Origin of the sequence: Micromonospora vinacea (assembly GCF_015751785.1) — a bacterium.
Classification (GTDB): domain Bacteria; phylum Actinomycetota; class Actinomycetes; order Mycobacteriales; family Micromonosporaceae; genus Micromonospora; species Micromonospora vinacea.
Map to the genome: position 1 here is coordinate 1,892,560 of NZ_JADOTY010000001.1, position 23,354 is coordinate 1,915,913.

The 23,354-nt window shown below is 70.1% G+C and carries 19 protein-coding genes; 12 read left to right on the forward strand and 7 right to left on the reverse strand.

Going from position 1 to position 23,354, the window contains the following annotated elements; all coding sequences use genetic code 11:
- Positions 1-47: 47 nt before the first annotated feature.
- From IW249_RS09145 to IW249_RS09155, 3 genes are all read right to left on the reverse strand, one after another.
- Positions 48-1,550 carry a glycosyltransferase family 87 protein gene (locus IW249_RS09145; RefSeq protein ID WP_196920345.1) on the reverse strand — a complete coding sequence of 501 codons (1,503 nt, stop codon included), beginning with the start codon at positions 1,548-1,550 and terminating at the stop codon, positions 48-50.
- A gap of 123 nt (positions 1,551-1,673) precedes the next feature.
- Positions 1,674-4,610 (reverse strand): transglycosylase domain-containing protein, encoded by a 2,937-nt coding sequence (locus IW249_RS09150; RefSeq protein ID WP_196920346.1) that lies wholly within the window; start codon positions 4,608-4,610, stop codon positions 1,674-1,676.
- Positions 4,611-4,807: 197 nt separating this feature from the next.
- On the reverse strand, positions 4,808-5,257 hold the full coding sequence (locus tag IW249_RS09155) for a DUF5318 domain-containing protein (RefSeq protein WP_196920347.1): 450 nt from the start codon (positions 5,255-5,257) through the stop codon (positions 4,808-4,810).
- A gap of 175 nt (positions 5,258-5,432) precedes the next feature.
- On the opposite strand from IW249_RS09155, the gene IW249_RS09160 reads away from it, so the two are divergent.
- Together IW249_RS09160 and IW249_RS09165 are read left to right on the forward strand one after the other, a co-directional pair.
- Positions 5,433-6,071 carry a PadR family transcriptional regulator gene (locus IW249_RS09160; protein ID WP_196920348.1) on the forward strand — a complete coding sequence of 213 codons (639 nt, stop codon included), beginning with the start codon at positions 5,433-5,435 and terminating at the stop codon, positions 6,069-6,071.
- 23 nt (positions 6,072-6,094) lie between these two features.
- Entirely contained in the window at positions 6,095-7,174 is a 1,080-nt protein-coding gene (locus tag IW249_RS09165; protein ID WP_091396616.1) for an inositol-3-phosphate synthase, read from the forward strand.
- 94 nt (positions 7,175-7,268) lie between these two features.
- Here IW249_RS09165 and IW249_RS09170 read toward each other — a convergent pair whose 3' ends face one another.
- Both IW249_RS09170 and IW249_RS09175 read right to left on the reverse strand, forming a co-directional pair.
- Positions 7,269-8,198, reverse strand: a complete 930-nt coding sequence (locus IW249_RS09170; RefSeq protein ID WP_196920349.1) for a hypothetical protein — start codon at positions 8,196-8,198, stop codon at positions 7,269-7,271.
- A 128-nt stretch (positions 8,199-8,326) separates the two neighbouring features.
- Complete coding sequence (locus IW249_RS09175; RefSeq protein WP_196920351.1) at positions 8,327-8,812, reverse strand: methylated-DNA--[protein]-cysteine S-methyltransferase; 486 nt, start codon at positions 8,810-8,812, stop codon at positions 8,327-8,329.
- 138 nt (positions 8,813-8,950) lie between these two features.
- On the opposite strand from IW249_RS09175, the gene IW249_RS09180 reads away from it, so the two are divergent.
- Positions 8,951-9,472 (forward strand): NfeD C-terminal domain-containing protein, encoded by a 522-nt coding sequence (locus IW249_RS09180; protein ID WP_307788552.1) that lies wholly within the window; start codon positions 8,951-8,953, stop codon positions 9,470-9,472.
- Positions 9,473-9,501: 29 nt separating this feature from the next.
- On the forward strand, positions 9,502-11,019 hold the full coding sequence (locus tag IW249_RS09185; protein ID WP_196920352.1) for a flotillin family protein: 1,518 nt from the start codon (positions 9,502-9,504) through the stop codon (positions 11,017-11,019).
- 71 nt (positions 11,020-11,090) lie between these two features.
- Here IW249_RS09185 and IW249_RS09190 read toward each other — a convergent pair whose 3' ends face one another.
- Positions 11,091-12,551 carry a CCA tRNA nucleotidyltransferase gene (locus IW249_RS09190; RefSeq protein WP_196920353.1) on the reverse strand — a complete coding sequence of 487 codons (1,461 nt, stop codon included), beginning with the start codon at positions 12,549-12,551 and terminating at the stop codon, positions 11,091-11,093.
- 126 nt (positions 12,552-12,677) lie between these two features.
- On the opposite strand from IW249_RS09190, the gene murJ reads away from it, so the two are divergent.
- The 7 genes from murJ to IW249_RS09225 all read left to right on the forward strand — a co-directional run bounded on the left by murJ (position 12,678) and on the right by IW249_RS09225 (position 21,061).
- Positions 12,678-14,429 (forward strand): murein biosynthesis integral membrane protein MurJ, encoded by a 1,752-nt coding sequence (gene murJ, locus IW249_RS09195; RefSeq protein WP_196920354.1) that lies wholly within the window; start codon positions 12,678-12,680, stop codon positions 14,427-14,429.
- A gap of 445 nt (positions 14,430-14,874) precedes the next feature.
- Positions 14,875-16,482 carry a protein kinase family protein gene (locus tag IW249_RS09200; protein WP_196920355.1) on the forward strand — a complete coding sequence of 536 codons (1,608 nt, stop codon included), beginning with the start codon at positions 14,875-14,877 and terminating at the stop codon, positions 16,480-16,482.
- A 43-nt stretch (positions 16,483-16,525) separates the two neighbouring features.
- Positions 16,526-17,227 carry an RNA polymerase sigma factor SigM gene (gene sigM, locus IW249_RS09205; protein WP_196920356.1) on the forward strand — a complete coding sequence of 234 codons (702 nt, stop codon included), beginning with the start codon at positions 16,526-16,528 and terminating at the stop codon, positions 17,225-17,227.
- On the forward strand, positions 17,224-18,240 hold the full coding sequence (locus IW249_RS09210; RefSeq protein WP_196920357.1) for an RsmA family anti-sigma factor: 1,017 nt from the start codon (positions 17,224-17,226) through the stop codon (positions 18,238-18,240). Before sigM ends, IW249_RS09210 begins: the two co-directional genes overlap by 4 nt.
- A gap of 183 nt (positions 18,241-18,423) precedes the next feature.
- The gene (trxB, locus tag IW249_RS09215; protein WP_196920358.1) at positions 18,424-19,374 is read left to right on the forward strand and encodes a thioredoxin-disulfide reductase; all 951 of its coding nucleotides are present in this window, start codon (positions 18,424-18,426) and stop codon (positions 19,372-19,374) included.
- 29 nt (positions 19,375-19,403) lie between these two features.
- Positions 19,404-19,727 carry a thioredoxin gene (trxA, locus tag IW249_RS09220; protein ID WP_030331849.1) on the forward strand — a complete coding sequence of 108 codons (324 nt, stop codon included), beginning with the start codon at positions 19,404-19,406 and terminating at the stop codon, positions 19,725-19,727.
- A 170-nt stretch (positions 19,728-19,897) separates the two neighbouring features.
- Entirely contained in the window at positions 19,898-21,061 is a 1,164-nt protein-coding gene (locus IW249_RS09225) for an N-acetylmuramoyl-L-alanine amidase (RefSeq protein ID WP_196920359.1), read from the forward strand.
- A 14-nt stretch (positions 21,062-21,075) separates the two neighbouring features.
- Here IW249_RS09225 and IW249_RS09230 read toward each other — a convergent pair whose 3' ends face one another.
- The gene (locus tag IW249_RS09230; RefSeq protein WP_196920360.1) at positions 21,076-21,741 is read right to left on the reverse strand and encodes a GNAT family N-acetyltransferase; all 666 of its coding nucleotides are present in this window, start codon (positions 21,739-21,741) and stop codon (positions 21,076-21,078) included.
- A gap of 295 nt (positions 21,742-22,036) precedes the next feature.
- Here IW249_RS09230 and IW249_RS09235 point away from each other — a divergent pair, with 295 nt between their 5' ends.
- Positions 22,037-23,350, forward strand: coding sequence for an aminotransferase-like domain-containing protein (locus IW249_RS09235; RefSeq protein WP_196920361.1), 1,314 nt, complete (start codon positions 22,037-22,039; stop codon positions 23,348-23,350).
- Positions 23,351-23,354: the final 4 nt, after the last annotated feature.

Genomic DNA, 23,354 nt, shown 5'->3' on the forward strand with positions numbered 1-23,354 from the left:
CTCCCCGAAAACCCTGACCTGGTCCGGGTCGCGTTCGGCCCAAGGGGTCAGGTGGTGATGGGTTCCACCGAGGGCTCGCTTCTTGCGGGGCGGCGCCATCGGTCTATCCAGGGGGCGTCGGGTGCGCCGTCGAGAACCCCGCCGTCCGGGTCGTCCGCGTAGGTGGCCCGCACAGCGTCCTGCTCGGGGTGCAGGATCTCCTTGACGACGAACACGCAGAGCACCACCACAGTGGCCAGTCGCAACGTTGCGGCCAGCACGAACACGCCCTCCGGGAAGATCGGCTTGCTGGTTGCCGCGCCGAGCAGTTCCCCGTAGAAGGCGACGAAGTAGCAGACCTCGGCGATCTGCCAGGCCAGGAACGCGCCCCACTTCGGCCGGGCCAGCACCACCAGGGGGAGCAGCCAGAGCACGAACTGCTGCGACCAGACCTTGCTGAAGATGAGGAACGCCGCCACCACCAGGAAGCCGAGCTGGGCCAGCCGCGGTCGGCGCGGCGCCCGCAGCGCCAGCACGGCCACGCCGAGGCAGGCCAGCCCGAACAGCGCGTACGAGAGGGTGTTGAGGGTCGGGATGTTGGCGTTCAGCCACTCGAACGGGCCCAGCTTGGCGGGGTCGTTGCCGACCTTGCCGTCCAGGTAGCGCCCGATGTACCAGAGCGTGCCCCAGTCGATCGGCCGGGTGGTGTTCAGCTCGAAGAACCGGTCCCAGTTCTCCGGGTACGCCCGCGCGGCCGGCAGGTTCACCAGCACCACTGCCGCGATCGCCGTGCCGATGGCGACGAGCGCTGCACGAACCCGGTCGGCCCGCAGCGCCAGAATGAGGATCGGCCCGAGCAGGAACAGCGGCCAGAGCTTCGCCGCGCCGGCCAACCCGAGCAGCACGCCGGCCACGGCCGGTCGTTTACGGGCCCAGGCCAGCAGGCCGAAGGCGGCCAGCCCGATGGCGAGCAGGTCCCAGTTGACGGTGGCGGTGAGCACCAGCGCCGGGGCGAGTGCGAACAGCGCGGCGTCCCAGGGTCGTCGTCGGCGCAACGCCAGGATCACCGCCACCGTGGCGACCGCGAGCGCGCTCAGCACCAGCGCATTGAGGTTGTAGAACCACTGACCCTGGTTGATGCTGGGGTCGCCGTCGCCGATGGCGTGCACCGGCAGGCCCAGCGCCCCCATGAAGTAGCCGGTCAGCACCGGGTACTCGACCGGGTGGTCGCGGTAGGGCACCTTGCCCTCGTTGAGACCTTCGGCGTAGTAGAGGGCAAGGACATCGGTGTAGCAGAACCGGGTGTACTGGACGTTGTTCTGCCAGGCGCCGTCCTGGCAGGGCGACTTCTGCACCCAGTGCAACGCAAGCGTGAGGCACGCCAACGCCAGCACGATCCGCACGGCGGTCCAGAAGCGACGCTCCCGACCGGCCGGCCGGTCCAGCGCGGTCGCGTGGTCGCCCAACGGCCCGCCGATGACGCTGGAGATGCCGCGGACGAACCCGTCGGAGCGGGACGGGTGATCGGTGGTTCCGGCGTCGTCGATGCCGGGCGTCGACTGGGTGCTCATGAAGAGGCATCCTGCCGTACGACAGGGCTGCCCGTCCCGTCCCGGCGCGGAGTTCGGGGTACGAAAACGCCGCCGCCGGCCGGGACAGGTCGTCCGGCCGGCGGCGGCGTGCGTTGGTGTGGCTCAGTCCCGGTTGGGCGGCAGGCTGGGCAACAGCCCGCCGCCACCACCACCTGTGCCACCGCCGCCGGGGTTACCGCCGGGATTACCGCCAGGGTTGCCCCCGGGGTTACCGCCGGGAGTGCCCCCAGGGTTGCCACCGGGGCAGAACAGGTCGATCAGCGGATTACAGGGGGTGCCCTGGCCGGGCTGGCCGCCCGGGTTGGGCGGTGGCGGTGGCGGTGGCGGCGCTTCACCGTTTCCGGAATCCGGATCGCCGATGTTCGCCGCCGGCGGGAAGTCGAGCTTGGGCTTGCCCTTCAGCGCCTCGTCCATGAACCGCTCCCAGATTTCGCCCGGGAGGTTTCCACCGCTGACCTTACGGCCATCCTTGAGGATGAGTGGCTTCCGGTCCTTCAGGTTGCCCACCCACACCGCGGTGGCCAACTGTGGTGTGTAACCGATCATCCAGGCGTCGCCGTTGTCCTCGCTACCGCCCTTGAGCTCCCAAGTGCCGGTCTTGGAGGCCGCCTTGCGGCCGTCGTCGAGCCGGTGGTTGACAGCCGCCGGGTAGTCCTTCAGCACCGACGTCACGTCGTCCACCACGCTCTTCTCGATTCGCCGCTTCGAGTCGAGCTTCTCGCTGTAGACCTTGTCCCACTTACCGGTGTTCGGGTTCTGCTTCTCCACCGAGTAGAGGAAGTGCGCCTTGTTGTAGACGCCCCCGTTGGCGAAGGTGGCAACGCCGTTGGCGTGGTCCAGCACCGTGATCGGGTACTGGCCGTAGCCGACCACGTTGAAGAACGGCTCCGGCGTGATGTCCTTCGGGTCGGTCTTGGTCAGGTCGTAGGCCTTCGCCGGGTTGGTGTCCGTGCGCCACATGGTGGTGACGCCCGCCTGCTTGGCCATGTCCACGACCTTGTCCGCGCCGATCTCCTCGGTGACGTAGTAGAACGGCACGTTCAGGGACTTGAGCGTGGACACCCGCAGCGTGCAGGAGTTACCGCAGTCGGGGTTGTCGTCGCCCGCGTTGCTGACCTTGAACTCGGTGCCTTCCGGCTTGAATGCCTTGCCCTTCCACCGAGACTCGAGCGACTTCTTCTCCTTGAGCGCGGCCGCCAGGGTGTAGATCTTGAAGCTTGAACCGGGCGAGTGACCGCCGCTGATCGCCCCGGTGGAGTCGGTGTTCTTGCCGGCATAGTCGGTGCCGGTGCCGTTGTCACCGCCGTAGTACGCGACGACCCGACCGTTTGTGGGGTCGATCGACACCACCGCGGCCATCATGTTGCTCCGCTCACCGGCCAACTCGGAGCCCTTGGACTTGCGCTGGGCCGTCGCGACCGCCGCCGCCTGCATCTTGGTGTCGACGGTGGTACGGATCCGGTAACCGCCGGCCATCAACGCCTGGGAGCACAGCGGCTTGGCATCTGTCACCTCCGTGTCCTTCTCGACACAGATGCCCCTGTCCCGCATCTCTTGCCGGACGTAGTTGATGACATTGCCGTACGGGGTGTCGACGCCGAAGTCGACGCCGATGCCGCCCTTCTTCGGGGCCTTGAGGGTCTTCGTCGGGTACGCGGCCGGCCGCGGCTCCTTGCCGGGCACACCGAGCCAGCCCTCCTTGACCATGCCCTCGATCACGTAGTTCCAGCGATCCTGGGCCGCGGTCGGGTTGATCGCCGGGTCGTACCCCTGGTGGGTGGAGCTGGGTTCCGGCTGCTTGATCAGAGCCGCGAGCACCGCGCCCTCGGCCGGATCGAGCTTCTTCACCGACTTGCCGAAGTAGGTCTGCGCCGCAGCCTCGATGCCATAGGCACCCCGGCCGAAGTAGATCACGTTGAGGTAGTGCTGCATGATCTCTGGCTTCGTGTACTCGTCGTTGAGCTTGGAGGCGAAGATCGCCTCCTTCACCTTCCGGGCGTACGTGTCGTCCTTCAGGTTGTCATAGGCGTTGCGGGCGTACTGCTGGGTGATGGTGGAGGCACCCTGCTTGTCGCCGCCGGAGAGGTTGTTCCAGCCGGCACGGGCAATGCCCTTGTAGTCCACACCGGAGTGCCGGTAGAAGTTCCGGTCCTCGGCCGCGGCCACCGCGTTCTGCACGTACTCCGGAATGTCGTCGATGGTGACCAGGGTTCGGTTCTGATCGCCCACCTTGGCGATGATCGTCTTGTTGTCGAAGGCGTACAGGGTGGTCGCCTGCGGCGGAGTGATCTCGTCCGGAAGCACCACGCTTGTCGAGTAGTAGGTGAACCCGACCACGCCGATGCCGGCGAGCATGATGAAGACGGCGAACCCGGCGATCAGCAGGTTCATCCGCTTGCGCTTCTTCGCCCGCGCTGCGGCGGCGCCCGAGTCGCCCGGCCCACGACCGCCTGGCCCACGACCGCCTGGCCCCCCGGGACCGCCCGGACCACCGGGACCGCCCGGACCACCGGAGACCGGTGAGACGCTCGCCCGGGCGACCGCCGCACGGCCACCGACCGATGCGGAGCCGACGCTGGCCCGACCCGCCGAGGCGGTGCCGACCGAGGCCGCACCGACAGCGGCGGCACCGACAGCGGCCCGGCCTGCCGGTGCTCCCGGCGCCGGGGAGACCGGAACCGAGGCCCGACCGGCGCCGGCGCGGCCAGCGGCCACGCCCGGTGCCGGTGACACCGGGACCGAGGCTCGACCGGCCCGGCCGGCCGCTGCCGTACCCACCGAGGCGGACCCGGCGGCCGCAGCGCCACGCGGCGGCACCGAGGCCGAGCCGCCGACCGCGGCGCGACCACCGGCCGCCCGCGGGGTCACCGAGGCGCGGCCCGGGGTTGCCGCGCCGCCTTCCGGGGCTGACCAGCCGCTTCCGCCGGAGTTGCCGCCGGGTCTGCGGTACGCGTCGTCCGCGCCCGGTCCGGGGTCACCGTCTGGACCCATGTGCTGGGTCCGTCCGCGCGCAGAACTGGGATCGCCGTACGAGTTCATTCCTCACACCCTGCCGGTCGCGGTGGGGCGCGGCTGCGCCGCCACCGGGTTGCCGTGAGTTGCTTCACCCGGGGCGCCGGCACGGGGGTGCCAGCCGACCAGGGTCATTGCCGTATCAATCGGGCCAATCGGACCAACAAGCGGTCGACCGTCCCGGGTTTCACCTGCGGCCCCGGGGCCGGTACAACCAGCTGAGATCACCGTTGCGCCTCTCGCCTCCGCCGGCCGGTGCCTTCGGCGCCCGCCGCGTCCTGTTCGCTCGTGCCGTCGCTGTCGCCGGTCAGCCCGTCCCGGCCGAGCAGGTACTGCTCGACGAGATGGTTCCAGTCACAACCGAGGCACACCTCCACCACGAACACCTGAAACTCACGCAGCGTCATCGCCAGCACGGGCAACTCGGTAAGTGTCCGGGCCTGGCCGGCGGACTGCTTGAGCTCGTCACCGTAAATGTAGTGGACGAGGGTCAGGTTTTCGCTCCGGCAGATCGGGCAGCGCCGGTCGGTCGGCTCGCCGTGGAACCGAGCGGCGTTCTTCAGGTACGGCGACGCGTCGCAGACGTCGTACGTGCCGACTCGGCCGGCCAGGAGCTCACGCAGCACTGCTCGCTTCTGAAGCGAGTAGTCGACGACCTGGCGCTGCGTACGCATGCGGAGAAGGGTACGCGGTCCGGCCCGAGCAGGCGACCACGCTCACAATCCGTGACGGAAGCACCTCGGAACGGGGGTTTGCCCTGGCCGGCGCGACCCGCTAACGTGCGATGTATCGGTCCGATACATCGCGGCGGTTACCACTTCACGCCGGAGGGTAAAGAGAGGGTGGCCAGTGCTCGAGTTCGCCATCCTCGGCCTCCTGCAGGAGTCTCCGATGCACGGCTACGAGCTGCGCAAGGAGTTGACCGCCAAACTCGGCGCGATCCGGGCGGCGATCAGCTACGGCTCGCTCTATCCCACGCTACGCAGGCTTCAGGCGGCGGGATGGATCACCGAAGCTGCTGAGACACCCGCCACTGCCGAGGAGGTTCCCGCGCTGACCAGCCGACGAGGTCGGGTGGTCTACAAAATCACCGCGGAAGGCAAGGAACGCTTCGCCCAACTGATCGCACAGGCGGGGCCCGAGACGTACGACGACACGGGCTTCGGGGTGCACTTCGCGTTCTTCGCCCGGACCGACCAGGCGACCCGACTACGCATCCTGGAGGGTCGCCGCCGCAAGATCGAGGAGCGTCGCGAAGGGCTTCGTGACGTGCTGGGCCGGGCGGCCGAGCGCCTCGACGCTTACACGCTGGAACTGCAGCGCCACGGCCTTGATGCCTGTGAGCGCGAGGTCCGCTGGCTGGAGGAGCTCATCGCCAACGAGCGCTCCGGCCGAGCCCCGACGGTCCCGAACACCGGGACAGCCGGCGGCCGACGAGAAGACAACAGCCCGCCTCCGCCTGGAGAGACCAGGAATGAGCGGCCGTGACAGAAAAGAAGGAGGCAGACGCTATGGGCTCCGTCCGCGTCGCCATCGTCGGTGTGGGTAACTGCGCCTCGTCCCTGGTTCAGGGCGTCGAGTACTACCGGAACGCCAACCCGAACGACCGCGTCCCGGGTCTCATGCACGTCGCCTTCGGCGACTACCACGTCAACGCCGTGGAGTTCGTCGCGGCATTCGACGTGGACGCCAAGAAGGTGGGCATGGACCTCGCGGAGGCGATCGTCGCCAGCGAGAACAACACCATCAAGCTCTGCGACGTTCCGCCGACCGGCGTGAGCGTGCAGCGCGGTCCGACCTTCGACGGTCTGGGCCAGTACTACCGCGAGATCGTCGAGGAGTCGGACGCCACCCCGGTCGACGTGGCGCAGGCGCTGCGCGACGCGCAGGTCGACGTCGTCGTCTGCTACCTGCCGGTCGGTTCCGAGCAGGCCGCCAAGTTCTACGCCCAGGCGGCGATCGACGCCGGCTGCGCGTTCGTCAACGCCCTGCCGGTCTTCATCGCCTCCGACCCCGAGTGGGCCAAGAAGTTCGAGGACGCGGGCCTGCCGATCGTCGGTGACGACATCAAGAGCCAGGTCGGCGCCACCATCGTGCACCGCGCCCTCGCGAAGCTCTTCGAGGACCGCGGCGTCGAGCTGCTGCGCACCTACCAGCTCAACTTCGGCGGCAACATGGACTTCATGAACATGCTGGAGCGTAAGCGGCTGGTCTCGAAGAAGATCTCGAAGACCCAGTCGGTCACCTCGCAGATCCCGCACGAGATGAGCAAGAGCGACGTGCACATCGGCCCGTCGGACCACGTGCCGTGGCTGGACGACCGCAAGTGGGCGTACATCCGCCTCGAGGGCCGCTCGTTCGGCGACACCCCCCTCAACGCCGAGCTCAAGCTCGAGGTGTGGGACTCTCCGAACTCGGCCGGCGTCATCATCGACGCGGTCCGGGCCGCGAAGATCGCCCTGGACCGGAAGATCGGCGGCCCGATCCTGTCGGCCTCGTCGTACTTCATGAAGTCCCCGCCGGTGCAGTACGCCGACCACGACGCCCACCAGGCCGTCGAGGAGTTCATCGCCGGTGAGGTCACGCGCTGACGCGCTGACATAGCAAGCAGGTCGAAGGGCCGGGTCCGTACGGACCCGGCCCTTCGTCGCGTTCAGTGCCTCGCCGATGGGTACGGCGATCGACTCACTTCCAGCTCGGCGACTCCTGCTTCGCCTTGGCGGCACGCCGCGCCGTACGGTCGGCGAGCGCCTCGGCGGTACGCGCGCCCGACGAGAACGGCAGGTACGCCGGGTTGACGGCGCCGATACCGATCACGAACGCCACCACGTCGAGGATGACGTGGGTGGTCTTGTTCGCGAAGACGGAGATGTAGTCCGCGTCGAAGCCGATGCCGGACATGAACGCGTTCGACAGCGACTGGTTGGCCTGGAAGTTGATCGTCGAGACGCTGCCCGCCCCGGCGCCGTACGGGAAGACCCGCGCGAAACCCGGGGCGGCGGTGGTCGTCACTGTGATGTTGCCGAACACCGCGTCACCGAAGAAGACGAAATCCGTCAGGTCGAGGTGGATGGTCTGCCCCTCGCGCAGACGACCGGTGCTGTCCAGGGTGGTCGACGAGGGGTTGACGATCCGCTCACGCCCCGCGGCCGAGCGGGTGTCGATGACCCGCTGCGGGATGATCGGCACGATCCGGTTCGAGTTGCCGCTGGTGTGCACGTAATCGACGAGGGCCTCGCCGTTGTACTGCCCGGCGACCACTTGCAGGTTGCCGTAGTTGTCCATGCCGACGGAGCCGGGCTGGGAATCCTGGTGCAGGTAGTCGCCGCTCGGCGCCAGCTGCAGCGACGGCCGGGCAAGAGCCAGGCCGTCCTCGCTGATGATGGCCGGGTTCGCCAATCGCAGCGTCGGCCCGGCTGCGGTGCTGGTGAGGGTCGTGGTGGCGGCGCCAGCGCTGTTGGCGCTGCCCTGAAGCACCGGGTCACCGGGTGCGGCCTGGGCCGGGCCGGCGACGGCAGCGCCAACAACTGTGCTACCGGCGACGCCGGCGGCGACAGTGCCGGCTCGGCGCAGCAGACGGCGGCGGTCGACGGTCTTGTCCTGGTTCTCAGTCATGGGTCCCCCGAGGTTGTTGACGCATTGACGATCGATCGTCGCTGTTGTGACGGATCATCCACATCGACCGATCGGTCGAATTCATACGTCCAGGGCAGAGGCGCGGCCGGAGGCCGCCACTCCGGCCGTCAGGCTCCCGACCAGGCGTGCCGCAGCGCGACCCCGGCCTCCAACTCCAACAGCTTGACCTTGCGGGGCAGGCCCCCACCGAAGCCGACCAACTTTCCGCCCGCGCCGACGATCCGATGGCAGGGCACGATCACCGGGACCGGGTTGCGGTTGCAGGCCACCCCGACCGCCCGGGCCGCTCCCGGATCACCGACGATCTTCGCCACCTCGCCGTAGGTCAGCGTCTCCCCGTACGGGATCCGGGTCATCTCCCGCCACACGGCGCGCTCGAAGTCGGAGCCGCGCGGCGCCGACACCGGGACGGTGAACGCGGTCAGCTCGCCGGTGAAGTACGCCCGCAGCTCGTCGACGGCCTTCCGGGACAACGCGTCGCCGGGCTCGTCGGCCGCCGCGTCCACCCGGCCGAAGTGCGCCCCGCACACGCTCGTGCCGTCGGTGGCGACGGAGAACTCACCGATCGGCGAGTCGAGCACAGTCCAGCGCATCCACCCATTCTCCCCGGTGCGGGCTCCTTCGCCGGCCCGGCTACCAGCGTCGGGCTGAACGCCACTCCTCGGCGGCCCGGATCGATAGATCATCTCCGCGTCTCGGTGGGCCGCTCGGCGTTGCGCGGCGTCGATACCGTGCAGGTCGTGGCAACGGGGACGCTCATCTTTCTGATCATCGGCGGGGCAGGCATCGGCGTGCTCGCGCTCGCCCTGCTCGGCACCGAGCTGCTCCACTTCGGGCACGCCGACGTGGACGGGCCGATCTCGGTCGAGACGGTGGCCGGCTTCGCCGGGGCGTTCGGCTTCGGCGCGGCCATCGTCAACGAGCTGCTCGGTGCGCGTACCCCTGGCATGGTCGTCGGGGCGGTGGCCGGCGGCGTGCTCGCGGCCGTGCCCACCGGCTGGTTGGCGTCCCGGCTGAGCCGGGCGGCGCGGAACATGCGCACCGACCCCACCCCCACCCGTGACGACCTGGTCGGCGCGCTCGGCCTGGTCGTCACCCCGGTGCCGGCCAACGGGTACGGCGAGGTTCGCATTCGCCTCGCCGGCCAACCGGTCAAGCTCAGCGCCCGCGCGGACCAGCCGATCCCGATCGGCGCCCAGGTCTTCGTCGTGCAGGCGCTCAGCGAGACCAGCGTTCACGTAGAGACCTACTGACCTTCCCCCTCGTAGACGGGACTCCTCATATGGCCCTACTCATCGCCGTCGGTGGCGCGGTCCTCCTCGCGCTCATCCTGGTGCTCTTCGTGCTCTCCCGGATCAAGGTGGCCGGCCCGAACGAGGCGTTCATCGTCACCGGTCGCAAGGGCCGCACCACGCAGACCGCCGACGGTGCGCGGTCCACCGACAACTCCGGGCAGAAGGTCGTGCTGGGCGCATCGGTGTTCGTGCTGCCGGTGGTGCAGAAACTCCAGTCGCTCGACCTGTCCAGCCGGCGGATCGACGTCGGCATCCGGGGCGCGGTGAGCAAGCAGGGCATCCGCGCCGACCTGCACGGCGTGGCGATCGTCAAGGTCGGCGGCACCGAGGACGCGATCCGGGCCGCGGCACAGCGGTTCCTGCACCAGCAGGACGAGATCGACAACTTCACCCGGGAGGTGCTGGCCGGCGCGCTGCGGTCGATCGTCGGTCGGCTCACCGTCGAGGAGGTCATCCGGGACCGGGCGGCGTTCGCCAGTGCGGTCGCCGAGGAGGCCGAGCACTCGATGACCAACCAGGGTCTGGTGCTGGACACCTTCCAGCTCCAGGACATCCTCGCCGAAGGTTCCTACCTTCAGGACCTGGGCCGACCCGAGGCCGCCCGGGTGCTCAAGGACGCGGCGATCGCCGAGGCGCGGGCCCGGCAGCAGGCCGAACAGGAGCGGCTGCTCGCCGAGGAGGCAATCGCCGAGGCGAACCGCAACCTGGCCCTCAAGCAGGCCGGCATCCAGGCCGAGATCGACGCGGCCAAGGCGAAGTCCGCGGCGGCCGGACCGCTCGCCCAGGCCGAGCGGGACCAGGCGATCCTCTCCGAGCAGCAGAAGGTGGCCGAGCGCAACGCCGAACTGAAGCAGCGCCAACTCGACACCGAGGTGCGCAAGCCGGCCGACGCGGCCCGGTACAAGGTGGAGCAGGAGGCCGAGGCGTCCCGCAACGCTGCGGTGCTGCACGCCGACGCGCAACGGCAGTCCGTCATCGCCGCCGCGCAGGCCTCCGCCGAGCAGGCCCGCCTCACCGGTGAGGGTGAGCGGGCCCGGCGGGCCGCGCTCGCCGAGGCGAACGCCATCGAAGGCGCCAAGGAGGGTGAGGCCGAGCAGCGGCGGCGCTCCGCCATCGCCGAGGCGGTGGAGCGGGAAGGTCAGGCCGAGGCCGCGGCCATCCTCGCGAAGGGTGAGGCCGAGGCGGACGCGATGGCGCGCAAGGCCGAGGCGTTCGCCGCGTACGGCGAGGCGGCCGTGCTGGACCTGCTGGTCAAGGTGCTGCCACAGGTCGTCGAGGCGGCCAGTGCGCCGATCGGGGCGATCGACAAGATGACAGTCATCTCCACCGACGGCGCGTCGTCGCTCACCAGGTCGGTGGCCGGCAACGTGGCCCAGGGCCTCCAACTCGGCAGCGACCTCACCGGGATCGACCTGCCCGGGCTGCTGGCGAGGCTCGGCTCGGCGTCCACTCCGGCCGGCAACGGCACCGCGTCCGTCGACGGGAAGGCCGTCGAGACCCGCTGACCGTGTACGCGACGGGCGCCACTCCCGGTTCAGGGGTGGCGCCCGTCGGCGTCTTCGCAGGGCTCGAAGCCCTAGGTGATCAGGCCCTCGGCGCGGGCCCATCGCAGCAGCTCCGCCTCGGCGGCGTCGCGATCCAGCGGGCCGTGCTCGAGGCGCTGCTCCTTGAGGTGCTTCCACGCCCGCCCGACCACCGGCCCCGGCGGTACGCCGAGCAATTCCATGATCGCGTTGCCGTCCAGGTCGGGTCGGACCCGCGCCAGGTCCTCCTCGGCCGCGATCCGGGCGATCCGATCCTCCAGCGCGTCGTAGTCGGCCGCGAGCTGGGCGGCCTTGCGCCGGTTGCGGGTCGTGCAGTCCGAGCGGGTCAGCTTGTGCAGGCGGGGCAGCAGGTCACCGGCATCAGCGACGTAGCGGCGCACCGCCGAGTCGGTCCACTCGCCCCGCCCGTACCCGTAGAAGCGCAGGTGCAGCGCGACCAGCGCGGTCACCTTCGCGGTGACCTCCTTCGGGTACCGCATCGCCTTCATCCGGGCCTTGGTCAGCCGGGCGCCGACCACCTCGTGGTGGTGGAAGCTGACCCGGCCGTCGGACCCGACCGCCTTCGTCGCCGGCTTGCCCACGTCGTGCAGGAGGGCGGCCATCCGCAGGATGAAGTCGCAGCCCTCCTCCTCGTAGGAGATCGCGTTCTCGACGACCGTCAACGTGTGCTCGTAGACGTCCTTGTGCTGGGCGTGCTCGTCGATCTCCAGCTTCAGCCCGGTCAGCTCCGGCAGGAACCGCTCGGCCAACCCGGTGTCGACAAGCAGCCGCAGCCCGGTGATCGGGTCCGCGCCGCAGAGCAGCTTGGTGAACTCGTCGCGGATCCGCTCGGCGGTGATCCGGTCCAGGTCGGCGGCCATCTCGGTCATCGCCAGGTGCACGTCCGGGTGCACGGCGAAACGCAGCTGCGCGGCAAACCGGGCCGCCCGCAGCATCCGCAGCGGGTCGTCACCGAACGACTCACCCGGCGTGCTCGGGGTACGGATCACCTTGGCCGAGATGTCGTCCAGCCCGCCGTGCGGGTCGGTGAACCGGTGGTCGGGCAGGCTGACCGCCATCGCGTTGATCGTGAAGTCGCGCCGCTTCAGGTCCTCGTCGAGGCTGGTGCCGTACACCACCACCGGGTTGCGGCTGACCTGGTCGTACGACTCCGCGCGGAAGGTGGTGATCTCCAGCCGGAGGCCGTCGCGCTGAGCGCCGATGGTGCCGAACTCGCGACCGGTCTCCCAGATCGACTCGGCCCAGCCCTTGATGATCCGCAGGGTCTCGTCGGGGTGCGCGTCGGTGCAGAAGTCGAGGTCGTCGCCGAGTCGACCGAGCAGGGCATCCCGCACCGAACCGCCCACCAGGTGCAACTCGTGACCGGCGCGGACGAAGCGGCGGCCCAACTCGTCGGCGACCGGGGACACCCGGAGCAGTTCGGCGACGGCGTTGCGCTGCGCGGCGGTGAGTTCGCGGCGGTCGGCGGCGTGAGGAGCGGAGGCTTCGGACATGGGATCGCCAGCTTATCGGGCCGGGGTGTGATCCGATCCGCCGGGCGCGGGTAACGGGTGGGGGTTGACTATGGTCTGTGGCGTGCGGGTCGGTGTCCGGCTCGACGTACCCCTGGGAGGCTGGAGATGAGCGGCGGGCTCTACCGCAGCGCCAACGCCGCGAACGATGGCGGTGCCAACGCCCGTCCCGGGGACGGCGCCACCTTCATCTCCGCTGAGCCGCTGAACCAGCCGGCCATGGAGTCGACCGCGCCACCGCAGGAGCAGGTTGGTGAGGCGAGCGCGGCGGCCAACAGCGCGGTGATGGCGGTCGGCAGCCTGGTCAGCCGGGGTACCGGCTTCCTGCGCAACCTGGTGATCGGCGCCGCGCTCGGCGGTGCACTGGTCGGTGACGCGTACACCACCGCGCAGATCCTGCCCGGCATGGTCTACGAGTTCCTACTCGGCGGCGTCCTCACCAGCGTGCTGATCCCGGTGCTGGTGCGGCGGCGCAAGATCGACACAGATGGCGGTCAGGCGTACGCGCAGCGACTGCTGACCCTCGCGGTGCTCGCGCTCGGCGCGGCGGCCCTGCTCGCTCTCCTGCTGGCATCGCCGCTGACCTGGCTCTACGGCGGGGAAGAGTCGGCCGACGGCTACTCGGGGCTGGTCACGGGGCTTGCCCGGCTGATGCTGCCGATGATCTTCTTCTCCGGGTTGAGCGCGCTGATCAGTGCGGTGCTCAACACCCGGGGGCACTTCGCCGCCCCGATGTGGGCACCGATCCTGAACAACCTGGTGGTGATCGGCACCGCCGGCCTCTACATCGCGATCTTCGGTGCGGAGATCGTCAAGCCGGAGGACATGACCACCGGGCGGATCCTGCTGATCGGTGGCGGCACCCTGCTCGGCGTCGCCATCCAGGCGATGGGCCTGCTGCCGGCGCTGCGCAAGGTCGGCTTCCGCTGGAAGCTTCGCTTCGACTTCCGTGAGCTGGGGCTACGCGAGCTGGGCCGGCTCGGAGCCTGGATGATCTGTTACGTCGCGGTGAGCCAGGTCGGCCTGATCGTGCTGTTCAACCTGCTGAACCGGGCCGGCAAGGAGAACGCCGCCGGCCCGCTGATCTACAACAACGTGTTCCTGCTGCTGATGACCGCTCACGGCATCATCGCCGTCTCGATCATCACGGCACTGATGCCCCGGATGAGCGCGGCCGCCGCCGACGGCCGGTACGCCGACCTCGCCGCCGATCTCTCCCGGGGTACCCGCACGGTCACGGCGGTGCTCGCCCCGATCGCGGTCTGCTACGCCGTCCTCGCCACCCCGATCGCGTTCACGCTGTTCCGGTTCGGCGCTTTCAACGAGGACAACGCCACCGCCACGTCCGTCGTGTTGCTCGCCGCCGCGCTCGCGCTGGTCCCGTTCGCGGTCAGCCAGCTCTTCACCTTCGCGTTCTACGCGCTGCCCGACACCCGCACGCCGGCTCTCATCAACATCCCGGTGGTGGCACTCCGGATCGGGGTGCAGATCGTGCTGTACGTCGCCTTCTCGGCGAGCTTCGCCGGTGCGGGAATGATGATCGGTAACACGGTCTCCTATCTGGCTGCCGCGATCGGCTCGGCCTGGCTACTTCGGCCGCGCGTCGGTCGAATCGGCCTCGGCGAGATCATGCGGACCGGCGGCAGGGTCGCGGTTGCGGCGCTGGGTTCGGCAGTGGTCGGCCTTCTGGTGGTGAAGCTGCTGCCCGGTGACGACACCCCCAGCCGCCTGGAGGCGATCTTCCAGTTGGTGATCGGTGGCGCGGTGATCGGCGGGACCTACCTGGGTCTGGCCATGCTGCTGAAGATCGGGGAGATCACCGAGGTGGTCGGGATGGTCCGCCGCCGCCTCGGTCGCTGAACGTTCGCACCCGATTACAACAAGTTGACACTCATACGGACCGTCACTGCGGATCACCAGGCTGGGGATGCACCTGTGGATAACTCCGCGATTCGCCGGTCAACCACCGCTTCAGGCTGTGGATAACCAGCCGTACGGCTGAGGGTGGCAACCCGATCGGTGGGAACGTACGAGGTAACGCGAGCGCCACGCCAGCCCAGCCCCGGCGTCGGTCACTTGCGGTGAAGCCGTAGATTAGCTAGTACATGTGCCAGCAACGTGGCTGACAACGGTCGTAACCGGACGAGTTCGCCGACTGCCGGAACCCCGCCAGGTACGGCGGGAAGATGACATGTCGGAGAGACGGGCAACCCGGGTAAGGTCGCTCTCGACGGGTACGGCAGGGGCCGACGCTGGGCGTCGACACCGGTCGGCCGGTTCCTTCAACGGCAGAGCGGGAAGCCACATGCCCAGCAGTTCGGGTTCATCGATCGACACGATCACCGAGGGAGGACGGGTGACCCAGGTCGGCGAGGGTCAGGAGGCGGACGAAAGCGCTCCTCCGGTCATGACCTTCGGTGCTCCCACGGCCGGTGAAGTCCTCGCCGAGCGGTACGAACTGGTTGAGCACATCAACAACGACAGTGCGGGTCGGCTGGTCTGGCGCGGAGTCGACGTCATCCTGCGCCGTCCCGTCGCCGTGGTGCTGCGTTACCCGGGTGGCGACTCCGCCACCGAGATGCTTCAGGCCGCCGTCGCGGCCAGCCGGGTCATCCACCCCAACCTGGTCGGGGTCTACGACGCGATCGACGAGGCCGACCGGGCGTACGTGGTGCGCGAGTGGGTCGACGGGCAGTCCCTGCGGGACCTGGCGACCGACGGCCCCCTGGACCCGGCTCGGGCCACCGCCATCGGCAACGCCGTCGCGAGTGCGCTCGCCGCTGTGCACGCCACCGGCATGGTGCACGGCAACGTCCACCCCGGCACCGTCATGATCAGTGACGAGGGCCGGGTGGTCCTGGCTGACGCCCGCACCGACGGCGCCGACAGCCAGGAGAACGACATCCGCGCGGTCGGCGGGGTCCTCTACTTCGCACTGACCGGTTCCTGGCCGCACGCCGAGGCACCGCTGCACGGCGCCACCGCCGGCCACGGCCGCGCCGCCATCCCGGACGCCGTTCGGGACGCCGCAGGTGCCATCGCCGCACCCCGCCAGGTTCGGGCGGGCGTTCCGGCGTACCTGGACGACCTGACCATGGATCTGCTCGACGCCGAGATCGCGCCGCCCTCCTCCGACGTGCTCGCCGCCGAGTTGGCGCGACTGGACGTGCCCGCCGAGGATGAGCACTACCTCGACAACAGCGGGCCGCTGCGGTTCGCCGCTGACACCGGGGAAGAGCCGTCGCCCCTGGCCGCGGCCGGGGGCCGCAAGGTCGCCGTCGGCATCGCCGGTCTGCTGGCCGTCGCCCTGGTCGGTCTGCTGATCGGGATCATCGCGCTGGGCGGCGACGACGAGGACCCGCAGTCCAACCCGGTCGCCGCGCCGACCTCCAGTGCCCCGGCCGGCAACGCCACCCCGGCCGCCACAGCGGCGCGCAAGCTGACAGTGAAGGACGTCCGGATCATCGACCCGGACAGCAAGAACCGCAGTGAGGTCGACGGCGCCGAGAAGGTCATCGACGGTGACGAGGACAAGGGCTGGGAGACCGAGACCTACCGGGACCGGCCCAACTTCGGCAACCTGAAGAAGGGCATGGGCGTCTGGATCGACCTCGGCGAGCCGCGCACCGTCAAGTCGGTGCAGGCAATCCTGTCGGCCACCGGCGCGTCCGCCCAACTGCTCGCCGGCACGACCAACCCGCCGTCCAGCACCAACGGTGACAAGCAGTTGGTCGCGAACTACAAGACCGCCATCGGCCAGCCGTTCGAGGACCACGACGGCACCACCATGACATTCAACGGCTTCGACGCCGACCAGAAATACCAGTACCTGCTGTTCTGGATCACCGAGCTGGCTCCGGCCGAGGGTGGCTTCAAGCTGGGGGTGCAGGAGATTACGGTCCAGGGGTCGTGAGCCGGGCGCCACGATCCGGGCACCGCATTCGCTGGACGCGGTGATGGGCGGGCGTGCCGCCGCAACGGACCTGGAGCTGCTGCGCGCGCACGTCGCCGGAGACCGGGACGCCTTCGCCGAACTGTTCCACCGGCACCGCGACCGGTTGTGGGCGGTGGCGCTGCGGACGCTCGGCGACCGCGAGGAGGCAGCCGACGCCCTCCAGGACGCCCTGCTGTCGGCGCATCGGGCGGCGGGCCGGTTCCGCGGCGACTCCGCCGTCACCACCTGGCTGCACCGGATCGTGGTCAACGCCTGCCTGGACCGGATCCGACGCCGGCAGGCGCACCCCACAGTGCCGCTGCCGGACGGCAACCGGGCCGAGGACGGCACCGGCGGGCTGGAGCCGGCGGCACCGGCAACGGACCACGACACGGTGCTGGTGGTCCGCGAGGCGCTCGCCGCGCTGCCCCTTGAGCAACGCGCCGCACTGGTGCTGGTCGACGTACAGGGCTATCCGGTCGCCGAGGTCGCCCGCATCCTCGGCGTCGCCGAGGGAACGGTGAAGAGCCGCTGTGCCCGGGGCCGGGCCCGGCTCGCCGTACTGCTCGGGCACCTCCGCCCCGCCGTCGTCGGGACGCCTTCGGACCACGCCGTCCCGATCACTGGCGTGCCCGGCGTCACGCCGGGGAACCCCGGCCCGGTGGAAGGCGTCGGATCGGGGTCGGGCCGGTACCGGCGGGACGCCAACCAGGAGGACACGTGACGACCGAGGGGTTCCGGGAGGTCGACCTCGACCTCCTCGCTGACTACCTCGGCGGGGCGTTGGACGGCACCCCGCAGCAGAACGAGGTCGCCCAACTGGTCGTCGCGGACCCGTCCTGGGCCGAGGCGTACGCGCTGCTGGCCCCCGCCGTGACCGAGGTCCGGGGGGACCTGACCCGCTGGGCCGAACCGTCCCCGGAGATGCCGTCGGCGATCACCGACCGCCTCCTGGCCGCGTTGGCCTCCGCGAAGCCGTCGAACGACACCTCGACCGAGGAGGCACCCGCCGACGCGCCCAACGGCGATCCGGACGGCGAGGCGGCGACATCGTTCGTCGTACCGGCGCAGGCCGGTCGGCAGTTGGCCGGCCGCACACCCGTCGGGTCGGGGCGCCGGGCGCCCACCGGACCGGGCCGCCGCCGGCGTGGCTGGGCTCGCCGCGGCGCACCGGTGGCCGCCGCCACGATCGCCGTCCTCGCGGTCGCACTGGGCCTCAACCAGCTGTCGATGCGCGCGGCGGACGACTCCGGCGGCGACAACGCCATGAACCAGCCGGCCAGCGCGCCCGAGGGCGTCGCGGGGGCCGGAACGGTCCGCACCACCGGGCCGGCACTGCGCAGTGGTACGAACTACACCCCGCAGACCCTCGGCGACGCGTACGGCACTGACGCGCCGAGCACGTCAGCTGCCAGCCGGGCGACCGGCAATACGCCGGGCGAGCAGCCGAAGGTGGATGCCGAGGGCGAACGCCGTCGGTCTCCCGACGGGTCGGACCAACTGGCCCGGCTGAGCGACGAGGTCGCGCTGACCACGTGTCTGGCCAGCGTCGCGGCGGAGCACGGATCGACCCCACTGGTGGTCGAGGTGGTCGACTACGCGAGGTTCCAGGACGATCAGGCGCTGGTCATTCGTTTCACCGATGCGACCGGCGCCCGGTGGGTCTGGGTGAGCGGCCCGGAGTGCGGAGTGCCCGGGTCCGGCTCGGACAGCCGGTATTCGGCGCGGGTAGGGTGAATCCACGGTCGATGGCACGATGACCGCCCACGTGACCTGACCCACCGGATGCCCGGCTCGGGAATCCCCGGTTCGTACGATGACGTTCTGGAAGTCAGCTGCCGGCCCCACCCAGGCGTCGGCGACTCGGATCAGCATCGGTGCTCGCGCCGACGCCGAACACACACAACTCGGGAGACGGCAGTGGACGAGGTCCGCAACCTGATCATCATCGGCTCCGGGCCGGCCGGATACACGGCGGCGGTCTACGCCGCACGCGCCAACCTGAAGCCGCTGATCATTGAGGGCGTGCAGTCCGGTGGTGCGTTGATGACCACGACCGAGGTGGAAAACTTCCCCGGCTTCGCCGACGGCATCCTCGGCCCCGAGCTGATGGACAACATGCGCAAGCAGGCCGAGCGGTTCGGCGCCGAGTTCCTCACCGACGACGTGACCCGGGTCGAGCTGGTGGACACCGGCGACGCGGGCTCCGGCGCGGTGAGCACCGTCTGGGTTGGCGAGACCGCCTACCGGGCGCGATCCATCATCCTGTCCACCGGTTCGGCGTGGCGTCCGCTGGGCGTGCCCGGCGAGCAGGAATACCTTGGCCACGGCGTCTCCGCGTGTGCCACCTGTGACGGCTTCTTCTTCCGTAACCAGCAGATCGTGGTTGTCGGCGGTGGCGACTCCGCGATGGAGGAGGCCACCTTCCTCACCCGCTTCGCGGAGTCGGTGACCATCATCCACCGCCGCGACTCGTTCCGGGCCAGCAAGATCATGGCCGACCGGGCGCTGAGCAACGAGAAGATCAAGGTCGAGTGGAACAGCACCGTCGAGGAGATCCTCGGCGAGGACGGCAAGGTCACCGGAGTACGCGTCCGCAACGTGCACACCGGCGAGACCACTGTGATGGACGTGACCGGCGTCTTCGTCGCCATCGGTCACGACCCTCGCAGCGAGCTGTTCCAGGGCCAGGTCGAGCTGGACGACGAGGGCTACGTGAAGGTCCACGCCCCGAGCACCCGCACCAACGTGCCCGGTGTCTTCGCCGCCGGTGACGTGGTCGACCACACCTACCGTCAGGCGATCACCGCGGCCGGCACCGGTTGTGCCGCCGCGCTCGACGCCGAGCGGTTCATCGCGACGCTCAGCTGAAACAAGGAACATCCCGGAGGAGGGGCATAGTGGGAACAACCAAGGCGGTCACCGACAAGAGCTTCGTCGCTGACGTGCTGCAGGCCGACAAGCCGGTGCTGGTGGACTTCTGGGCGGAGTGGTGCGGTCCGTGCCGCAAGGTGTCGCCGCTGCTCGAGGAGATCGCCCGGGAGATGGGTGACCAGGTCACCATCGTCAAGCTCAACATCGACGAGAACCCGGAGACCGCTCGGGCCTACCGGGTCATGTCGGTGCCGACGCTCACCGTCTTCAAGAACGGCCAGCCGGTGCAGTCGATCGCCGGTGCCAAGCCGAAGGGCGAGCTGGTCCGGCTCATCGAATCGGCCCTCTGACCAGTAGAAACATCAACCGAACCCCGTACCCGCTCACCGGGTGCGGGGTTCGGTGTCTTCCCGGCCGTACCGTGACGGATTTCTTGGCCCCAGCCACCTCACCGCCCCGGAGCGCATAGCCTCAAGCCTGGGCCGCCCGGCCAGCCAGCGTCGTGCAGAGGGGGTCGTGCGTGCGTCCGATCCGACCCGGTGACCGGGGACCAGCGGTCACGGAGATCCGTACCATCCTGACCGGCCTTGAGCTGCTCGCGGCCGCCGGCCCACAGACCGACGAGTTCGACCTGGACACCGAGCGGGCGGTCCGCGCGTTCCAGCAGTCGCGAGGGCTCAGCGTGGACGGCCGGGTCGGAGCGGAGACCTGGCGCGCCCTGGACGCCGCCCGCTGGCGGCTCGGCGCCCGCACCCTCTACCACGGGGTCCCCGAACCGCTCACCGGCGAGGACGTCCGCTCACTGCAGGAGCGACTGCTGGAGATGGGGTACGACGTGGGCCGCGCGGACGCCATCTACGGTGTCCGGACGTCGCGGGCGGTGGCCCAGTTCCAGCGCGAGGTCGGGCTCACCCCGGACGGATCCTGCGGCCCACACACGATGAACGCACTCCGCCGGATCGGCCGCAAGGTGGTCGGTGGGCGTCCGCAGTGGCTCCGCGAATCCGACGCGATCCGGCAGTCCGGGCCGGCGCTGGTCGGCAAGACGGTCGTCATCGACCCGGGGCACGGGGGCACCGACCCCGGGATGGTGGTGCCCGACGGATCGCTGCGCTGGACGGAAGCGGACCTGGTGCACGACCTGGCCAGCCGGCTGGAGGGGCGACTAGCCGCCACCGGGGTGCGGGTGCAGCTCACCCGGGGCCCGTCGCCCGACAGTTGCCTGCCGGACACCGACCGGGCCCTGCTCGCCAACTCGCTCGGCGCCGACGTGTTCATCTCGCTGCACCTGGACGGCCACGCCAACCCGGAAGCGGAGGGCGTCGCTACCTACCACTACGGCACCGACAACGGGGTGACCTCGGCGACCGGTGAACGCCTGGCCGGGCTGGTACAGCGGGAGATCGTCGCCCGCACCGGGCTGCGGGACTGCCGTACCCACGCCAAGACGTGGGAGCTGCTGCGACTGACGCGGATGCCCGCCGTCCGGGTCGAGGTCGGCTATCTCACCTCGCCGACCGACCGTGCCCACCTCGTCGACCCCCGGTTTCGGGACCGGGTGGTGGAGGCGATCGTGGCCGCGGTGCAGCGGATGTACTACCCGATCGAGCGGGACGTCCCGACCGGATCGCTCGACGTCAGCGAACTGCGTGCCGTGGTGACCGCCGGCACCGTCGTGGACTGATCCGCCGCCGAGCGTCAGCCGTTGGTGGAGCGGGTGGCCGGGGCCGGACGGACCGGCCGGAGCAGGGTCTCCGGGCTCATCGACCCGAGCAGCTTCTCCAACGCGTACTCGACGTCGGACTTCCAGCTCAGCGCCGTCCGCAGCTCGAGGCGCAGCCGGGGGAAACGCGGGTGCGGACGGACGGTCTTGAAGCCCACGGAGAGGAAGAAGTCGACAGGGGCCACGCAACCGCCGGCCGGATCGTCAGCGTCGCCGAACTTGGCGTCGCCGAACGCCTCGATGGCCTTGATCCCGCGCTTGGTCAGGTCCCGGGCGACACCCTGCACCAGCATCCGACCCAGCCCGCCGCCAGAGAACGCGGCAACCACGTTGGCGGTCATCAACAGGGCCGCGTCGGCGGAGACCGGTGAGGTCGGGAACGCCATCGAACGGGGCACGTAGGCGGGCGGGGCGTACATCACGAAGCCCGCCGGCATGCCGTCGACGTACGCGAGTTTGCCGCAGGAGCCCCACTCCAACAGCGTCTGGGAGACCCACGCCTCCTTCTCCAGGCCCGGATCGCCGGCGGCGCAGGCCCGGTCCGCGGAGACCGGATCGAGCTCCCAGTAGACGCACTGCCGGCACGGGCTCGGGAGGTCTTCCAACGTGTCGAGGGTCAGGCTGACCAGACGTCGCGACATATGGCGCATCCCCACAATAGGCTCGGTGGTGAGACCGGCATGGAACGACAGCGCCGCCTTCCTGCCCCCGACGAGCGATCGTACGCCGCCGATCGGCGATACGGGAGGGGACGCGCAGATGCCCACCCCAGTGGGGGACGGCGGGGACGGTCCGCCATGTGGTCGATCTGCCTCGGCACGGCCGCAGCACGTCCCTGGCGGACTAGGATCGACAATCGGTGTGCCTGCGGCCATGGTCAGCGGTGTGCGGGGTACCCGGGGCGGGAACCACCCGAGCAGCGATCGAGGTGAGGTCATGACCGGCACGACACTCGACGACTACACCGACCGGTACGCCCGGCGGGTACGCGGGATGACCGCCTCCGAGATTCGAGCATTGTTCGCGGTGGCCAGTCGTCCGGAGGTCGTCTCGCTCGCCGGTGGCGCACCGTACATCGCCGCCCTCCCGCTGGACGCGGTCGGCGAGATGCTGGGCCGGCTCGGCTCCGAGCACGGCGTGACCACCCTCCAGTACGGCATCGGTCAGGGCACCCTCGAGCTGCGCGAGCGGATCTGCGAGGTGATGTCGCTCTCCGGCATCGACGCCGCGTGCGGGGCCTCCCCGGAGGACGTCGTGGTCACGGTGGGCGGGCAGCAGGCACTGGACCTGGTGGCCCGGCTCTTCCTCGACCCGGGTGACGTGGTGCTCGCCGAGGGGCCGACGTACGTCGGTGCGCTCGGAGTGTTTCAGGCCGCCCAGGCGCAGGTCGTCCACGTACCGATGGACGAGGACGGGCTGATCCCGGAGGCGCTGGAGACGGCCATCGCCGACCTGGCCCGCGCGGGTCAGCGGGTGAAGTTCCTCTACACGATCCCCACCTACCAGAACCCGACCGGTGTGACGCTCAGCGAGGAGCGCCGGGAGCGTGTGCTCGACATCTGCGAGCGCGCCGGCCTGCTCGTCGTCGAGGACGACCCGTACGGTCAGCTGGGGTTCGAGGGTGAGGCCCCGGCCCCGCTGCGGGCCCGCCGCCGGGATGGCGTCTTCTACCTCAGCACGTTCTCCAAGACCTTCGCCCCCGGCCTGCGGGTCGGCTGGATCCTGGCGCCGCACGCGGTCCGCGACAAGCTGGTCATCGCCAGCGAGGCGCAGATCCTCTGCCCCAGCGGCTTCGCCCAGGCCGCGGTGGCCACCTATCTCGGCACGATGCCCTGGCGGCAGCAGCTCAAGGTCTACCGCGAGGTCTACCGGGAACGCCGGGACGCCCTGCTCGACGCGATGGCCGACCTGATGCCCGAGGGCACCAACTGGACTACCCCGGCCGGCGGTCTCTTCGTGTGGGCCACCCTGCCCGACGGGCTCGACTCGAAGGCCATGATGCCGCGAGCGGTCGCCGCCCGGGTCGCCTACGTCCCCGGCACGGGTTTCTATGCCGACGGCACCGGCACCGGCGCCATGCGGCTCAACTTCAGCTTCCCGCCGCCGGAGCGGATCCGCGAGGGCGTCCGCCGACTCGCCGGTGTCATGGAGCAGGAGATCGCGATGCGCCGGGTCTTCGGCGCCGTGGGTGGCGCCGCCGGTCGACGGGGCCGGGCCGGCTCCGACGTGCCCGGGCCCGACTTGGCATGATGCC

What these genes read in the sequence shown, in the direction of transcription:
- IW249_RS09145 (WP_196920345.1), bottom strand. Translation starts at nt 1,550, where the DNA reads ATGAGCACCCAGTCGACGCCCGGCATCGACGACGCCGGAACCACCGAT.
- IW249_RS09150 (WP_196920346.1), bottom strand. Translation starts at nt 4,610, where the DNA reads ATGAACTCGTACGGCGATCCCAGTTCTGCGCGCGGACGGACCCAGCAC.
- IW249_RS09155 (WP_196920347.1), bottom strand. Translation starts at nt 5,257, where the DNA reads ATGCGTACGCAGCGCCAGGTCGTCGACTACTCGCTTCAGAAGCGAGCA.
- IW249_RS09165 (WP_091396616.1), top strand. Translation starts at nt 6,095, where the DNA reads ATGGGCTCCGTCCGCGTCGCCATCGTCGGTGTGGGTAACTGCGCCTCG.
- IW249_RS09170 (WP_196920349.1), bottom strand. Translation starts at nt 8,198, where the DNA reads ATGACTGAGAACCAGGACAAGACCGTCGACCGCCGCCGTCTGCTGCGC.
- IW249_RS09175 (WP_196920351.1), bottom strand. Translation starts at nt 8,812, where the DNA reads ATGCGCTGGACTGTGCTCGACTCGCCGATCGGTGAGTTCTCCGTCGCC.
- IW249_RS09185 (WP_196920352.1), top strand. Translation starts at nt 9,502, where the DNA reads ATGGCCCTACTCATCGCCGTCGGTGGCGCGGTCCTCCTCGCGCTCATC.
- IW249_RS09190 (WP_196920353.1), bottom strand. Translation starts at nt 12,551, where the DNA reads ATGTCCGAAGCCTCCGCTCCTCACGCCGCCGACCGCCGCGAACTCACC.
- murJ (WP_196920354.1), top strand. Translation starts at nt 12,678, where the DNA reads ATGAGCGGCGGGCTCTACCGCAGCGCCAACGCCGCGAACGATGGCGGT.
- IW249_RS09200 (WP_196920355.1), top strand. Translation starts at nt 14,875, where the DNA reads ATGCCCAGCAGTTCGGGTTCATCGATCGACACGATCACCGAGGGAGGA.
- sigM (WP_196920356.1), top strand. Translation starts at nt 16,526, where the DNA reads ATGGGCGGGCGTGCCGCCGCAACGGACCTGGAGCTGCTGCGCGCGCAC.
- IW249_RS09230 (WP_196920360.1), bottom strand. Translation starts at nt 21,741, where the DNA reads ATGTCGCGACGTCTGGTCAGCCTGACCCTCGACACGTTGGAAGACCTC.
- IW249_RS09235 (WP_196920361.1), top strand. Translation starts at nt 22,037, where the DNA reads ATGACCGGCACGACACTCGACGACTACACCGACCGGTACGCCCGGCGG.